17 protein-coding genes are annotated in these 14,572 nt (G+C 42.4%); 11 read left to right on the top strand and 6 right to left on the bottom strand.

Features of this window, described 5'->3' with window-relative positions; all coding sequences use genetic code 11:
* Positions 1–6: 6 nt before the first annotated feature.
* Together DXX92_RS08725 and DXX92_RS08720 are read left to right on the top strand one after the other, a co-directional pair.
* Positions 7–699, top strand: a complete 693-nt coding sequence (locus DXX92_RS08725; protein WP_220347642.1) for a M15 family metallopeptidase — start codon at positions 7–9, stop codon at positions 697–699.
* Complete coding sequence (locus DXX92_RS08720; RefSeq protein WP_116000098.1) at positions 692–892, top strand: hypothetical protein; 201 nt, start codon at positions 692–694, stop codon at positions 890–892. The genes DXX92_RS08725 and DXX92_RS08720 overlap by 8 nt, the downstream gene beginning before the upstream one ends.
* Positions 893–1,045: 153 nt before the next feature.
* Here the strand turns inward: DXX92_RS08720 and bamC are convergent, their stop codons facing one another.
* Both bamC and dapA read right to left on the bottom strand, forming a co-directional pair.
* Positions 1,046–2,131, bottom strand: coding sequence for an outer membrane protein assembly factor BamC (gene bamC / locus DXX92_RS08715; RefSeq protein ID WP_116000097.1), 1,086 nt, complete (start codon positions 2,129–2,131; stop codon positions 1,046–1,048).
* Complete coding sequence (dapA, locus tag DXX92_RS08710) at positions 2,131–3,060, bottom strand: 4-hydroxy-tetrahydrodipicolinate synthase (RefSeq protein ID WP_245961436.1); 930 nt, start codon at positions 3,058–3,060, stop codon at positions 2,131–2,133. The genes bamC and dapA overlap by 1 nt, the downstream gene beginning before the upstream one ends.
* Before the next feature lie 177 nt (positions 3,061–3,237).
* Here dapA and DXX92_RS08705 point away from each other — a divergent pair, with 177 nt between their 5' ends.
* Positions 3,238–3,750, top strand: coding sequence for a glycine cleavage system protein R (locus DXX92_RS08705; protein WP_116000095.1), 513 nt, complete (start codon positions 3,238–3,240; stop codon positions 3,748–3,750).
* Positions 3,751–3,809: 59 nt separating this feature from the next.
* Positions 3,810–4,280 (top strand): thioredoxin-dependent thiol peroxidase, encoded by a 471-nt coding sequence (bcp, locus tag DXX92_RS08700; protein ID WP_116000094.1) that lies wholly within the window; start codon positions 3,810–3,812, stop codon positions 4,278–4,280.
* 111 nt (positions 4,281–4,391) lie between these two features.
* Here the strand turns inward: bcp and DXX92_RS08695 are convergent, their stop codons facing one another.
* Positions 4,392–5,468, bottom strand: coding sequence for an AI-2E family transporter (locus tag DXX92_RS08695; protein WP_116000093.1), 1,077 nt, complete (start codon positions 5,466–5,468; stop codon positions 4,392–4,394).
* Between the two features lie 7 nt (positions 5,469–5,475).
* A complete protein-coding gene (locus DXX92_RS08690) occupies positions 5,476–5,697 on the bottom strand; it encodes a sulfurtransferase TusA family protein (protein ID WP_116000092.1) in 222 nt (73 codons plus the stop codon).
* 101 nt (positions 5,698–5,798) lie between these two features.
* Between DXX92_RS08690 and DXX92_RS08685 the strand changes: the two genes are divergently transcribed.
* From DXX92_RS08685 to DXX92_RS08665, 5 genes are read left to right on the top strand one after another with little or no spacing between them, the layout of a single operon-like run.
* Positions 5,799–6,434, top strand: a complete 636-nt coding sequence (locus tag DXX92_RS08685) for a hypothetical protein (protein WP_181901730.1) — start codon at positions 5,799–5,801, stop codon at positions 6,432–6,434.
* 2 nt (positions 6,435–6,436) lie between these two features.
* Positions 6,437–7,888 carry a M48 family metalloprotease gene (locus tag DXX92_RS08680; RefSeq protein ID WP_116000091.1) on the top strand — a complete coding sequence of 484 codons (1,452 nt, stop codon included), beginning with the start codon at positions 6,437–6,439 and terminating at the stop codon, positions 7,886–7,888.
* Between the two features lie 45 nt (positions 7,889–7,933).
* Entirely contained in the window at positions 7,934–8,272 is a 339-nt protein-coding gene (gene arsC, locus DXX92_RS08675; RefSeq protein WP_116000090.1) for an arsenate reductase (glutaredoxin), read from the top strand.
* 28 nt (positions 8,273–8,300) lie between these two features.
* Positions 8,301–8,684: a DUF2069 domain-containing protein gene (locus tag DXX92_RS08670; protein ID WP_116000089.1), complete on the top strand. Its 384-nt coding sequence runs from the start codon at positions 8,301–8,303 to the stop codon at positions 8,682–8,684.
* A gap of 36 nt (positions 8,685–8,720) precedes the next feature.
* Positions 8,721–10,637, top strand: coding sequence for a hypothetical protein (locus DXX92_RS08665; protein ID WP_116000088.1), 1,917 nt, complete (start codon positions 8,721–8,723; stop codon positions 10,635–10,637).
* An 80-nt stretch (positions 10,638–10,717) separates the two neighbouring features.
* On the opposite strand, the gene hda is transcribed toward DXX92_RS08665, so the two are convergent.
* Together hda and DXX92_RS08655 are read right to left on the bottom strand one after the other, a co-directional pair.
* Positions 10,718–11,473: a DnaA regulatory inactivator Hda gene (gene hda / locus DXX92_RS08660; RefSeq protein WP_116000087.1), complete on the bottom strand. Its 756-nt coding sequence runs from the start codon at positions 11,471–11,473 to the stop codon at positions 10,718–10,720.
* Entirely contained in the window at positions 11,470–12,585 is a 1,116-nt protein-coding gene (locus DXX92_RS08655) for a DUF2066 domain-containing protein (RefSeq protein WP_116000086.1), read from the bottom strand. Before DXX92_RS08655 ends, hda begins: the two co-directional genes overlap by 4 nt.
* A 131-nt stretch (positions 12,586–12,716) precedes the next feature.
* Between DXX92_RS08655 and purM the strand changes: the two genes are divergently transcribed.
* The gene (gene purM / locus DXX92_RS08650) at positions 12,717–13,763 is read left to right on the top strand and encodes a phosphoribosylformylglycinamidine cyclo-ligase (protein WP_116000085.1); all 1,047 of its coding nucleotides are present in this window, start codon (positions 12,717–12,719) and stop codon (positions 13,761–13,763) included.
* 5 nt (positions 13,764–13,768) lie between these two features.
* Positions 13,769–14,413: a phosphoribosylglycinamide formyltransferase gene (purN, locus tag DXX92_RS08645; RefSeq protein WP_116000084.1), complete on the top strand. Its 645-nt coding sequence runs from the start codon at positions 13,769–13,771 to the stop codon at positions 14,411–14,413.
* Positions 14,414–14,572 lie beyond the last annotated feature (159 nt).

Here is a 14,572-nt window from a genome sequence, read left to right as displayed (position 1 = left end):
TGAAATTTGACTAAATCGATAACTGTAACAGCGGCAACAGGTATGGAAGCCCAGCATATTCAATGGCTGGATGAACGTCACGGCATAAACCATCAGGTGTACCATGCTTGGCAATCCATGGTTGAAGCCGCCGCTCACGAGCAATTAACATTAACACTTGCCAGCAGCTTCCGCTCTTTTGAGCGACAGTTGAGTATCTGGAATAGAAAGTTTAATAGCGAACTGCCTGTGCTTGATATCAATGAGCAAGCAGTCAATATTAGCTCGCTTAGCGATTTAGAAAAAATCAAAGCTATTATGTTATTCTCTGCCCTGCCCGGCGCCAGCCGCCATCATTGGGGTACAGACCTAGACGTTTACGCAAGTAACCTGCTTAGTGACAATCAAACGCTTAAGCTTGAGCAATGGGAATACCAGGCAGGCGGGCCAATGCACCGGTTAAGTACATGGCTTGCTCAGCACGCTAGTGACTTTGGTTTTTTCTTTCCTTACGATAAATACCGAGGTGGCGTTGCCGCAGAGCCTTGGCATATCTCGCATTTTGACAGTGCAAGTGATTTTCAAACTAGCTTAACCCTAGATTGCCTAGCCGATTGTATTGCACAGGCAGAAATTGCCGGGAAATCGGCTATTTTGAGCAATTTAGACGAACTCTACGACACTTATATTATGAATATTGGAGCTTATCCGCATGGATAATCATTGGGTAGTTATTCTTATTATCGTGGCGGTATTTTTATTTATCGTTGGTAACTTTAGTACAGTGCATAAAACAGCACAAAAACCAATGCGTAAAAAAGGCTTGAACGACTTGGAAGAAACCTTACCACGCAGTCCGAAAAAAGCGCAAGATGACGCATTACCTAGCTTTAACAAAACAAAAAACTTATAAGCCGCTTAAGTTTTTGCGCGTAAGCAGTGGAATAACCTAAATAACAAGCACTAGACGACGTCATCATTCAGGCGAAACAATTCCTTAAAAGCAAAAAACTCCGATAAACGGAGTTTTTTGTTATGTATTACTTGTTAGCACTCAGTAATACGCTTACAAATCTCGGAAAGAAAGCGCAGGTTCCATTACTGGGAAGATTTGCTCTAACACTTCTTTCGTTAATGCTTGTTGTTCACTATTGTAAATGGTTAGTGCGGTGCTTTGCGATTCAGCCAAGGGTTTCAAGTGGAATTGGTAGCTGGCGTTGCCAAGATCAATAACCGGCACATCATCGCCCCAAATTCGATCCCAAAGGCTAATATCTGGTTTCGTGAAGTCGACAAAGTAAATCTTTTTACTTTCATTCAAGTCAGCAATATCAAAACCGTATCGTTCAAAAAAGATCGGTAGGTTTGACCATAACAAGTCTGTTTCCATTTCAACCACGTAAGCCGCTTCACCCTGAGGGTTTTCACCCACAGTGACTAATTTTTGATTAGCGCGCATTAAGCGATTTTCTCGTTGCTGCAATCGATATTTATAATCAACAGTTGCTGTAACTTCATTAAGCAACGCCATTTCCGCGCGATGCTTGTCAATAATGTTTGGTGTTTTAGTTGAGCCTGATTGGTCGGTTTTCATATAGTCAATCATCGAGACTTGCAATGAAACGCTACGACCATGTGGCTTAGTTGTTAGGTCAAAGCGAAAACGCATACTTTCAGAGGCGTCTACTTGTTTGAAGATCCAGCCTGACTCTTCTTCACTGTGAAACCAATCAGACTCAAATGATAACGGTTTATCAGCAAGGCTATTAAGCTCAACACTGCTTTCCAGCAAGGTATCTTTAACGGCTAATTCAATGAATTCTGCCAAGTCCTTGTCTTCAAGCACTTTATCAAACCAAATAATGGCATCATCATTTTCTGGCACAACACGCGAAGATGCTGCGATAGGCAAAACCAGCGATGGTGCTCGAACATCTACGGCTTGACCCACTGGACCTTGGGTAATTTTAACATTAGCAACCTTAAAGTCGCTCTTCGCTGCTGGCTTATCTAGCGACTGCGGCACGACTAATGGCGTTGCTTCTTCGCCAGTTGCATATTCAAAATCGCCGGAAGCTTGGTTATGACGAACACTACTACATGCCGAAACGGAAAGTGCTAATACCGATAATAAAAGACTACGACGACTCATTAAATCTCCTGAAAATGTTGTGTTAAGTCAGTTAACGTTGCCGACATAACAGCCTGCCCTGCAGGAGTTAATTGGCATAAAGGCAAACGCATATGTGCGCTAGGTAAACGGTTTATTGCGCTCATCGCCCACTTAACTGGGATTGGATTTGACTCAACAAATAAATTTTTATGTAATTTTGCCAACTGCTGGTCAATTAACTCAGCTTGCTGGAATTTTTCTTGTTCTATAAGCTGCTGTATTTGCGCCATTGCCTTTGGCATCACATTAGCGGTCACTGATATTACACCGTCACCACCGAGTTTACAAAACTCTGTGCCAGATTCGTCGTCACCGCTAAGCAGCGCGAAGTTTTCTGGGCATAACTGGCGATGTTCATCTATGCGAGATAGTTCACCTGACGCATCTTTGATGCCGCAAACGTGAGATAGTTCCGCAAGCAGGCTGACAAGCTTTGGCGATAAATCACAGCTCGTGCGACTTGGCACATTGTAAAGCAGTATGGGTAATTCGCTCGCTGCGTTAATCGCGCTGTAGTGTGCTAGTAAACCTTGTTCAGTTGGCTTGTTGTAATACGGGGTGACCGTTAAGTAGCCATCGATACCGGTATCGTTGAGTTGCTTAGTAAGTTCAACAGCGTGCGCTGTGGCATTGGAACCATTACCGACAAGCACCTGAATACGCCCTGCACTATGTTTTGCGCTCTGTTTTGCGCTAAAGCGGGCCAGCTCAATTTTTTCATTATCTGATAAGGTAGCAGACTCACCCGTTGTTCCAGCAATTACCAGCCCTTGCGAACCTTGAGCTATATGCCAATCAATCAACTGAGCTAAGGCGCTATAGTCTATTTGCCCTTGCTCGGTAAATGGCGTAATTAAAGCGACAATGCTTCCTCTAAACATACCCGTAAACTTGTTAACTATTTTCACTACAACAAACTGCGCTCATGGTACTTGGCAGCCATGCTAATAACAAGGTGAAAGCCGCTTAGTCGGTGATTTGTGGCGATAATTCCACCGTTAGCGATAATTTTTTGTAGGTAACTAATAATTTAAGGTTAAGTAAGTTACAATGCCGCCCTTTATTTATTCAAAAAACGGCGACGAATGTCTCAATATCTTGTACTAACTGCCATGGGCGCAGATAGAAACGGTAGTGTCAGTGAGCTTACTAACCTAGCAAGCGAGTGTGAATGTAATATTCTTGACAGTCGTATGGCGATATTTGGTAAAGAATTTTCCTTCATCATGTTACTGCAAGGCGACATGCGTGCAATCAATCAAATTGAAGCGCGTTTGCCCGCCATGGCCGTTGAGCTTGAACTTATCACCATGATGAAACGTACCTCTGGCTACCATACGCTCGATAAGACTCAAATGTACTCGGCAGAATACACTGGGATTGATCAGCCAGGTATTTTAAAAGCGGTTACCGCTTTTTTCGCAAATCGACAGATAGATATCTCGTCATTAAAGTCAGATATTGACCCTGTTACCAACAATATGAGTGCCAGCATTGAATTTACGGTCAATCAAGACACGAGTATTGATACTATCGAAACTGACTTTTTAGAACTTTGCCAGCAGTTCGATATTCAAGGCTGTATCCATAAGCAGTAGCTAGGCGGCTATGTGCAACCATCAGCAATGCTATAACAAATATAACGCAGGATTTAGATATGAATACACTACAAGTTGGCGATACTGCCCCATTATTTACGTTACCTGACCAAAACGGCGATGCGGTATCATTACAAGATTACATCGGCAAGCAGCAAGTACTTGTATACTTTTACCCAAAAGCAATGACACCTGGTTGTACAGTGCAAGCACAAGGATTAAGAGATAGTAAAAGTGAGCTAGACAACCTAAACACGGTTGTCTTTGGTATTAGCCCTGATGAAAGCAAACGTTTAGATAAATTTTGCCAGCGCGATGAGCTTAACTTCACTTTATTATCAGATGTGGATCACAAAGTGGCTGATGACTTCGGTGTTTGGGGATTGAAAAAGTTTATGGGCAAAGAATACGACGGTATTCACCGTTTAAGTTTTTTAATTGGCTTAGATGGAAAGATTAGTCACGTATTTAACAAGTTTAAAACGAAAAACCATCACGAAGTCGTATTAGAAGTACTTAACCAAGTATAAGCTTATTACTGGTTACATTTACCTTTTACAGACAAAAAGCCCTGCTTGAGAGTTTAACAAGCAGGGCTTTTTATTTTTACGTGCAGCTAAGTTTCGCCTAATTTAACGACGTTACGCAGTTACAGACTGCTCCTCGTCAAGTGGCGTATTTGGAAACGCATTAACAACGGCTTTCACTAATGTTGCTAATGGAATAGCGAAAAATACCCCCCAAAAGCCCCACATACCGCCAAAGAAGATAACTGCGATGATAATGGTCACCGGATGTAAGTTTACCGCTTCGGAAAACAACACCGGTACTAGCAAGTTACCGTCGAGTACTTGAATAATTCCGTAAGCTAGCATTACGTATCCAAATTCTGGACTAACGCCAAATTGGAACAAGGCCACTAACATCACAGGTAGGGTTACTAGGGTTGCGCCAACGTAAGGTACGAGTACAGACAAACCAACCAATACGCCAAGTAGCACTGAATAGCGTAAATCTAAAAAAATAAAGGTCACCGTGCTTACTGCGCCAATAATCAATATTTCAATTAATTTGCCGCGAATGTAATTAAGGATCTGCTGATTCATTTCTTTACCGACTTGACTCGCCATACGACGCTCTTTAGGTAAAAATCGACTAAAGCCTGTCAGTAATTCTCGCTTATCTTTTAGGAAAAAGAAGATCATGATCGGCACAAGTATTAGATAAATAATCAAGGCGACTAAGTCAGAAAGTGAGTTTAACGTTGCCTCAATCGCCACTTGTCCCCATTCCAACAATTTGTCGTTTGTCAGCGCAATCATATGCTCTATTTGTTCAGCTTGAACAATTTCTGGATATTTTTCCGGTAACGTCATCAAATAAGTACGACCTTCCGTGACCATATGCGGCACTTCTTGCATCAAGTTCGTGCTTTGCTGCCACACTATTGGCATCAACCCTAAGAAAGTGATTAACGAGACACCGACAAATGCAGCAACTACCATAATCACCGACCAACTGTGGCTAATTCCGGCATTAGTTAAGCGGTTAACTGGCAAATCAAGTAAGAAGGCAATCGCCATTGCCACAAATACTGGCATTAGCAAGCTGCTTAGGAAATATACCGCCAAAAACGCCGTCACCAGAATAACCACGAGCGTGACGGCATGCGGATCTGAAAACTTGCGCGTATACCAGTCTTTAAAAAACCTGACCATAAAATTGTTACCTGATCCTAATATTGAGTTCTTGAATCCCATCATCAATGATGATTGACGTGTATGGGTAATTAAGTTTGTCGAGCAATTTGGGAATATCGCTCTTCGATCCCGTGTCTTTTATTAATAATCGACAACTATCACCAATTTTCATTTTTTTCAGTAACACTCGCAGCTTAACTAAAGGCAACGGGCACACTTCGCCACTGGCGTCATACTGATAATTCATTGTAAATTGTTACACAGCTCTTTTGTTTGATTATCTAATTTGCGACAATCGAATACAACAAGTGTCGTAGTTTAATTTTGTTTTCAACCATTTGTGTATATATGCTGGATTTACCTGAAACAGTCGATTTAAAAGAAATAAACGCTTTAAAAAAGCAGCTCACTTGGGGAGATGTTTCAGCGCTCTATCATATGGTCGCCAGTTCGGCAGGTGAACTTGATGGTATCCTCAGTCACGGGTTTGAAAGTGGCTACACCAATATTTTAGATAAAAAGTACTGGAATCTAAATTTACTAAAAGGCAATGTTGATAATAGTGGTGAGATAACAGTTGCGATTAAACCACAAGTCAGCCTGCGTCATGTATACAACGACATGGGCTATGAGCTTCATTGCTACCCTGTCATTCGCGGTCAACGAATGAATCACAACATGATCGATCACCCCATGTGTCCATTTCAACGCTGGATCCCAGAAGCGATGCGCCGCTTATTTCGCGTTAACAGTTTAATGTCATTTATTATGATAACCGCTGAAAACGGCGATCAAGCGGATGTCGCGCTGATCCGTCATATTTACCGCAGAGTTGAAAGATTAATTGGCTATTTGGATGAATCATTTGAAATCGTTGAGGTCAAAGGACCTAATATCGCTAGATTTTTCCAAGAAGCCATCAAACATCACAAAGATGCACTTATCGCTGGTCTAGCTAACTCTAATAACAATGAAGTGGGATAATTTTGTTTAAGCTTAAACCTGTTTTACTCAGTATTGGTCTGTGCTTAACCATTGGTAGTTCTCCTATTAATGCACAACAAGACAAAAATGAATTACCTGAAATAGGGGCTGCCGGCTCAAGTATTTTATCAATCGATAAAGAACGGGTGGTCGGTGACGCCATGATGCGCCATTTAAGGGCCACACAACCTATTTTGCACGATCCGGTGATCACCGAATACCTTAACCACCTTGGTAACCGCTTGGTTAGAAATGCGCAAGATGTTAACTACAAATTTAAGTTTTTTGTATTAAACAACAATGAACTTAATGCCTTTGCCTTCTTCGGCGGCCATGTTGGTGTGCATTCTGGGCTTATCACTACAGCTGATACGGAAAGTGAACTAGCGTCAGTACTTGCCCATGAAATATCACACGTTACTCAGCGCCATTTGGCTCGTCGGCTGGAAGCGCAATCAGCCAACCAACCGCTCACGCTAGCAGGTATGCTCGGTGGGGTTTTGCTGACCTTAGTTAACCCAACCGTTGGTATTGCGGCGCTAAGTACCAGTGTTGCCGCAAGCCAGCAAGCCTCATTAAATTACACGCGAGGCAACGAGAAAGAGGCAGATCGCGTCGGCATCGCGTTATTGGTGAATAGTAATTTTGATCCAATGGGTGCACCGAACTTTTTTGGCAAGATGGCTGAACGGTTCCGCTATAAATCTAAGCCGCCGGCAATGCTATTGACGCATCCACTGCCAGAATCTCGAATTAGTGATGCCCGTTTAAGAGCACAAAATTACCCAAGAACTCAGCTGCCACCTAGCCTAGAATTTGAGTTGGCTAAAGCGCGCATTCAAGCGCGATATCAAGGTGAGCCGAAAAACAATATCACACAATTTCAGCACATTCTTAAACAGCAACAGTATGCCATTAAAGAAGCGGCTAACTATGGTTTAGCACTTTCCTATTTTGCTAATGAAGATTATAACCAAGCAAAACAGTTGCTAGAGCAGTTGCTGGCTAATGACAAACGTAACTTGTTTTATGTTGACGCTTTAACTGATACCTACCTCGAACTAGAGGATTATCAAAGTGCAATCGACATGTTAGCAGCGCTAAATTTACTAATGCCGAACAACCAAGTGGTGGCATTGAACTATGCTAATGCACTGCAAAAAAACCAACAATACGATCAAGCTGAACAAGTGCTACAAGATTTCTTACTCGTCAAGCCAAAGCACTTTATTGCTTACGATTTACTAAATGAAGTTTACCGCAAAGCGAAAAAAACAGCGTTGATGCATACCACACAGGCAGAAGTTTATGCCCTACTAGGCGCTTACCCTAAAGCAATTGACGAGTTACAAACTGGCTATAATTTTGCGGAAGGGAAACCACTAATCCAAAAGCGAATTAAAGCCCGTATTTTACAATTTGAAGACCAACAAAATAAACTAAAACGCTTGTAAACCATTGCTGCAAGCGTATCTAACATGTAAACACTGAGAAAATTTATGTTAACTATTTACCATAATCCACGCTGCTCAAAGAGCCGCCAAACACTTCAACTTATCGAATCTGCTAATGCTGAGCATGAAGTAGTGGAATATTTAAAAACTCCATTGTCTGAAGATGCACTGCGCGATTTAGCAAAAAAATTATCGGTTGCACCTATTGATATGATGCGCACTAAAGAAACCGAATTTAAAGAGCAAGCACTAAAAGGCGCAGATGACGATACATTATTTGCCGCCATGGCCGCTACTCCTAAACTAATGGAGCGCCCCATTGTGGTTAAAGGTGAACAAGCCGTTATTGGTCGTCCACCAGAAAATGTTAGTGCTTTGCTGTAGCCCATTAGTTAAATAGGCCTTAACTTCAATGAAATCCATCAACACTGCAACCTATAAAAAAATAGCCCTAATTGGCTACTTTGGTTTATTGGCATTTATGCCACTGTGGTTACTGGTGCTTGAACCAAGCTCACTTGGCCCTTGGCTAGCGTTAGTTTTATTCGTAGTGCCGTTATTTTTTCCAGCTAAGGGTATGTTTAAAGGAAATCCTTATACCTTTGCCTGGTCTAATTTTATTGTCATGTGGTATTTCCTACACAGCTTGACCAGTTTATGGGTGTCAGCCAATAAGCTTTACCCATTGATTGAACTAATATTTGCCAGCCTGATGTTTTTTGGTGGTACTTATTACGCGAAATATCGAGGTCAAGAGCTCGGGTTAAGTATCAGAAAGAAGAAGGGTGAAGAGTAACCACCTTTATTTTGAGTCATTCACAGGAGTTTTAGCATGAATAAAAAACTAATTAACTGTGCATTTATCATTGCCTTACCAACGCTTTATAGCTGCGGCGGTGGCTCCTCGGGTGACTCAACAACTCAACCAAGCCCTAACAACAGTGGCAGCGCAGCAAAAAACGCTGAGATTGTTATTGATGGCAACAACGTTAGTACTAATCAGGCCGCCGAGCTCATCCTACATGCACCTGATACTAACATTTCCAACATTACTTGGTCGCAAGCCAGTGGACAAGCAATCGACCTTGTCACAACCAATCACAAAGTTTTATCGGTAGTTCCGACAGAAAGTGGCAACTATCAATTCCAAGTGAGTTTCAATGAAAATGGGCAAGCGAAAACCTTAAACGCTGCGATTGATGTCTCCGCAGATAACGCCACACTTTCCATCCCGACGGGACAAGCCGTATTAGCGCAGAATAAGGTATCACTTCGCGTATTTAGTGGGCAAAATGAAGCTGTCACCTTATCTAATGTCAATTGGCGACAAACCCAAGGGCCTTCAATAAGCCTCAGTAGTACCAGTGACAATGTGTTGATTTTTAACGCGCCAGCAGTTTCACAAGATACGCTTTTCTCATTTGAAGTCAGCGCTAATGTTAATAACCGTCAATCCTCAGAAACTGTCACGATATTGGTAGAACAAGCTGAAAGTATTAGCAATGCTGCTTATTTTGACGATCGCGTTGCCCGCGTATTTCCGTATAACCCAAATAGCCCCTATGCGAATCAGTTAGCCAATTGTGTTTATAGCAATGCTCTCAACTCCTCATGCACATTAGAGCGACTTCCACTACTGGCACAACAAACGTTAACACCAAGTGTCGATGATGTGATGAACAGAGTAGTAGTCTCTCATCAATGGATGGGCGATAACTTTAAAGCATTTTTAGAGCAACTCGACCCTCACGATGACTTTAAGCAGTTACTCAGAGCAACAACAGCGGTTGTTATTGCCTATGATGTTAGACCATCATTTTACTGGGCGGCAACCGGTGCTATCTACCTAGATGCAGAGAACTTTTGGCTAACACCACGACAGCGCGACACAATTAACGAAGCGCCAGATTTTCGTTCAGGTTTAGGCGATGATTTACAATTTGCGATTCCATGGCGTTACGTTAAAGACAACGATTACGCATTTGAATTTTACGCTAAAGATGAGCGAGTAGAACGTCCGCTTTCAGCACTTACCTACCCACTTGGCTACTTGCTTTACCACGAGCTTGCCCATGCCAATGATTTCTTTCCACAAACTAACTGGTCATCGCTAAATAGCCAAGCCCGCGTGTTAGATGCTGCGCTAGACAATGCGGCCCGCTCTGAGTTGCTCACCGCATTTAGCCCACTGGAAAGCCAAGTAATGAAAGATTTGGCGCAAGTACGCTACAACACGGGTAATGCAACAGACATTCAAAAGGCGTATTTACCACAAGATGTTCGTACACTGTTTGAACCAGACAAGGCAGTGCATTTTTATGGTTTTAGCACTGAACGTGAAGACTTTGCCATGCTCTTTGAAGAGTTAATGATGCAACATAGATATGGCGTTCAGCGCGATGTTGCGGTCACCAATAACCCTAACAACGTCAATGATAATCGCAACGACTACATCGTTGAGTGGGGACAGCGTGGCCGACTATCTCAACCACAAATTGTTGATCGCGCCGCTTATACAACCAACTTTGTTTATCCAGAATTCGATGCACAAGCAGCAATTGCTGAACTACCTGCAGCAATCCCTTTTGTTGCTGGTGCCAGTTGGCGAGACAATCTGTCACTAAGCCCAAACACTAATGGCCGAGCAAGGGCAAAAAGTGCTAACGATGGCACCTCTGCTAACACCAGTAATCGTCAATACCATTACTACAGTAAACCTTTACCGAAACGCAGTAACACAAATCAATGACTACCTTAGTTGATAGGAAGCCAAACTAAGAAAAAGGCAAATGACAAAAAAGTGACGAAAAGCGCTAAACAACAAGCTGTCTAACTATTGGCTAGCGCTTCTTTGATAAATGGAATAGTAATTTTGCGTTGTTCACGTATCGACAACTTATCGAGTGTATCCAAGTATTGAATTAAAGCGGTTGTGTCACGGCTAAAATGATTCAATAGATACTTAATTACGTCTGGTTGAATATTTAAGCCACGCTGACGGGCGCGCCTTGCAACCACCGCCATTTTCTCATCGTCGGTTAATTGTTTTAGCTGCTCAACATAACCCCAACTCAATCGTGATTTGAGATCAGGTAACTCTAGTGACAGGTCTTGCACTGAGTTTGTGCCCGCAATCAGAATTTGCTTGCCCTGCTCTTTAACGCGATTAAACAGGTCAAATATTGCTTGTTGCCAAACCATATTACCGCGAATCAGCTGAATATCATCAACACAAATTAAATCAATTTGTTCAAGCCCTTCCAGCACTTCAACTGGCATCTCAATAATCTCAGACATTGGCAGACACAATGAGGTTTTACCTAAGCTGTCGGCATAGTTGCTGGCGGCATGCAATAAATGAGATTTACCAGCGCCTGATAAGCCAAATAAATAAAAACTATTGACCGTTTCAATCAAATCAGGTTGCGTTGAATTTTGCGTTTTATGAGTATGCGAAAACCTTAATTGGCTGACGAAATCCCGTAAAATTTTGAGTACTGTTAGATTAGTGTTGCCAGTATAACTCTCAAACGTTTCATCATCAGGCAAGTGCACAGCCAGTGCTAATTGTGCATCTTGCTTCATTGTTTTCTCCAATAAAACACAGGGTTTGCACCTGGCTCTTCGCCAACTAAAGGGTCGATATACTGTTGTAGCTGATCATTTAATTTAAGTGACGCCAATAAGGCTTTTTTTGAACCGAGTAAATTAAGCTTAAATGTTCTAGTTTGTTCTTCTGCTTCGACTAAAGTTACCGACTCAACCGCTGACAAAGCAGTTAGAAATTGATGAATTTCGACATAGCTTGTTAATGAGTCAACATTAGCCACGTCGATTAGCAATTCATTGTTCAAATCGGTAGATAGCGCGTAGTCTTGATAAACCACAGACGCAACATCTTTTAATACTTGTGATAATAGCGCCGCCACATCACTTCCTTCATAGGTTTCACCAAACTGCTGGCGTTCGGCCAATAGCGACCAATCAACCGCATACCAACTAGGTTGTTGGCATAGCACGCCTTCACATGCCACTTGCTGATCTTGCTCGCTCAACAAGCTGCTGTTTGAAATTCGAATAATTAAGTTGGCATCAACAAAGTATCTTGCCGCTGCTTGTTCAGTTGCATCGGCAAAACGCCCCCATAAATCAGTTACGTTTACTTGCAGCGAATCTTCTAGATCCATTAGCGGTAATAATAACGGCAGGCCGCGCTGCTCAGAAAAATCATTCACTTGTTTGGGCCAAGGAAGTCCAGCTGATTCAGCCACTACCTCTCGGTTCAAGTCGTTTTCATTTAACAGCCAAACTAAAATCTGCGGGCGTAAGCTCCCCCAAATGGCTAGGTTTTGTTGTTGGAATAATTGGTTGATTTTGTTTTCATCGAACATCGCCACGAGAAAGAGCTGTTCGCTATCGCGCTCGTAGCGATATTGCGTGAGATATTGATTGTAACGACTTAACTGTCGCTTTACTTCGCTATTGGTTAATACCGATTCTTGACCACCCACTTTAAGTAACACAGCCGCCATGGCTTTTTTAATTGCTTGGTTGCGATCTTTGTTTGCTTGCGAGTCAACCGCGACTTTTGCTTGATACAAATCAGTTACTTCAATCGCTGCTGCTGAAAATATACTAAATGTGGTTAAAATTAATACCAGCGCGTGGAACATTTTGTTTAATTGAATCAATTTCATAGTGTCGATCTTAACATAATTAGCGACAAAGTTTTCACTTAAAAATAATTTCTGATAAAGATTTTATCTCCCTAAATGCGCTGTTAGAATATGCGCTTTCAAAAATCCTTTTGAACAATTTGAGGTTTCTCGTGAGCGAACAAAAGCAATCCCTAAGCTATAAGGACGCTGGTGTCGATATCGATGCAGGCAATGAGTTAGTAGAAAACATTAAGGGCGCGGTAAAGCGCACAACTCGCCCAGAAGTAATGGGTGGTTTAGGTGGATTTGGCTCGGTTTGCCAATTACCAACTGGTTATAAAGAGCCTGTGTTAGTAGCGGGTACAGATGGCGTTGGCACAAAATTGCGTTTAGCGATTGATTTAGCAAAACACGACACGGTTGGTATCGATCTTGTTGCTATGTGTGTTAACGACTTAATTGTTCAAGGGGCGGAGCCACTGTTCTTCCTTGATTATTATGCAACCGCTAAGTTAGACGTTCCAGTTGCCGCAAGTGTGGTTAACGGTATTGCTGAAGGCTGCGTGCAAGCAGGCTGTGCGTTAGTTGGCGGTGAAACTGCTGAAATGCCTGGCATGTATCATCAAGGCGATTACGATATTGCTGGCTTCTGTGTTGGCGTTGCTGAAAAATCAAAAGTATTAGACGGACAAAAAGTTGCCGCTGGTGACCAACTGATTGCTCTTGGCTCTTCTGGCCCGCACTCAAATGGTTACTCATTAATTCGCAAAGTGCTAGAAGTAAGCGGTTGTGACACCAACGAGCTACTTGACGGTAAATCAATTGGCGAACACTTACTTGAACCAACGAAGATTTACGTTAAATCTGTACTTGCACTGCTCAAAGAAGTAGACGTTCATGCGCTATCACATATTACCGGTGGTGGCTTCTGGGAAAATATTCCACGCGTACTACCTGAAAATGCTAAAGCAGTTATTAATGAAACATCTTGGCAGTGGCCAAGCATTTTTAATTGGTTACAAGAAAAAGGTAATGTTACAACCCATGAAATGTACCGTACCTTTAACTGTGGTGTTGGTATGATTATCGCTGTGCCTCAAGATGCTGTTGAACAAAGTCTTGAAATTCTTAAGGCACACGGCGAGCAAGCTTGGCACATTGGTGAAATCCAAACCAAAGCAGAAGATCAAGAACAAGTCGTTATTGGTCAGGAGTAAGCTAAATGTCCTGCCGAATTCTCGTTTTAATTTCTGGCAGTGGGACTAATTTGCAGGCGATTATCGACGCCTGCAAATCGCCAGATTATCCGGGCCAAGTGGTTGGCGTATTATCGAATAAAGCTGACGCTTATGGCCTAGAACGTGCTGCCAACGCCGATATCGCCACCACCACACTATCCCATCATGATTTTGCCACTAGAGAAGCTTATGATGACGCCTTGATGGCAGCCATTGATAAGTATCAACCGGACGTTGTTGTGCTTGCTGGCTTTATGCGCATTTTAACGCCAGCATTTGTTCAACATTATCAAGGTCGACTTGTTAATATCCACCCATCTCTGTTACCCAAATACCAAGGCTTGAATACGCATCAGCGCGCCATTGATGCAGGTGACGACGAACATGGCGTTAGTGTTCATTTTGTAACTGAAGAGTTAGATGGTGGCCCAGTTATTCTGCAAGCGAAAGTGCCTGTATTTGAGAATGACACAGCCGACGAGCTAGCTGCTAGAGTTCATGAACAAGAGCACCGTATCTACCCACTTGTCGTCAAATGGCTATGCCAAGGGCGATTAAAAATGGTGGACGAAAAAGCAATACTTGATGACACACCTTTGCCTATGTCAGGATATGCAAGCGAAGAATAATACCAATCCGCATAATAATATGCTCTACTCAGAGCTATTTCAGCGGTTTAAGTACAAAAAAAAATTTTCCGATATAGTTGCTCTACATCTAGAAAATTTTGCGCAGCAATTGAGCAGCTGAAAAGCTCCTGAAAGGCTTGGCTAAAACGCTTTACTGCT

This window comes from Thalassotalea euphylliae (assembly GCF_003390395.1).
GTDB lineage: Bacteria > Pseudomonadota > Gammaproteobacteria > Enterobacterales > Alteromonadaceae > Thalassotalea_F > Thalassotalea_F euphylliae_C.
Note: the sequence above shows the minus strand (reverse complement) of the source record. Positions and strands in the feature narration are given on the sequence as shown.

Bases quoted from the DNA above. Each gene is read 5' to 3' on its own strand.
- DXX92_RS08695 (WP_116000093.1), bottom strand. From the start codon at position 5,468: ATGGTCAGGTTTTTTAAAGACTGGTATACGCGCAAGTTTTCAGATCCG.
- bamC (WP_116000097.1), bottom strand. From the start codon at position 2,131: ATGAGTCGTCGTAGTCTTTTATTATCGGTATTAGCACTTTCCGTTTCG.
- DXX92_RS08655 (WP_116000086.1), bottom strand. From the start codon at position 12,585: ATGAAATTGATTCAATTAAACAAAATGTTCCACGCGCTGGTATTAATT.
- DXX92_RS08685 (WP_181901730.1), top strand. From the start codon at position 5,799: ATGCTGGATTTACCTGAAACAGTCGATTTAAAAGAAATAAACGCTTTA.
- purN (WP_116000084.1), top strand. From the start codon at position 13,769: ATGTCCTGCCGAATTCTCGTTTTAATTTCTGGCAGTGGGACTAATTTG.
- DXX92_RS08665 (WP_116000088.1), top strand. From the start codon at position 8,721: ATGAATAAAAAACTAATTAACTGTGCATTTATCATTGCCTTACCAACG.
- arsC (WP_116000090.1), top strand. From the start codon at position 7,934: ATGTTAACTATTTACCATAATCCACGCTGCTCAAAGAGCCGCCAAACA.
- DXX92_RS08705 (WP_116000095.1), top strand. From the start codon at position 3,238: ATGTCTCAATATCTTGTACTAACTGCCATGGGCGCAGATAGAAACGGT.
- DXX92_RS08670 (WP_116000089.1), top strand. From the start codon at position 8,301: ATGAAATCCATCAACACTGCAACCTATAAAAAAATAGCCCTAATTGGC.
- DXX92_RS08720 (WP_116000098.1), top strand. From the start codon at position 692: ATGGATAATCATTGGGTAGTTATTCTTATTATCGTGGCGGTATTTTTA.
- DXX92_RS08690 (WP_116000092.1), bottom strand. From the start codon at position 5,697: ATGAATTATCAGTATGACGCCAGTGGCGAAGTGTGCCCGTTGCCTTTA.
- hda (WP_116000087.1), bottom strand. From the start codon at position 11,473: ATGAAGCAAGATGCACAATTAGCACTGGCTGTGCACTTGCCTGATGAT.
- bcp (WP_116000094.1), top strand. From the start codon at position 3,810: ATGAATACACTACAAGTTGGCGATACTGCCCCATTATTTACGTTACCT.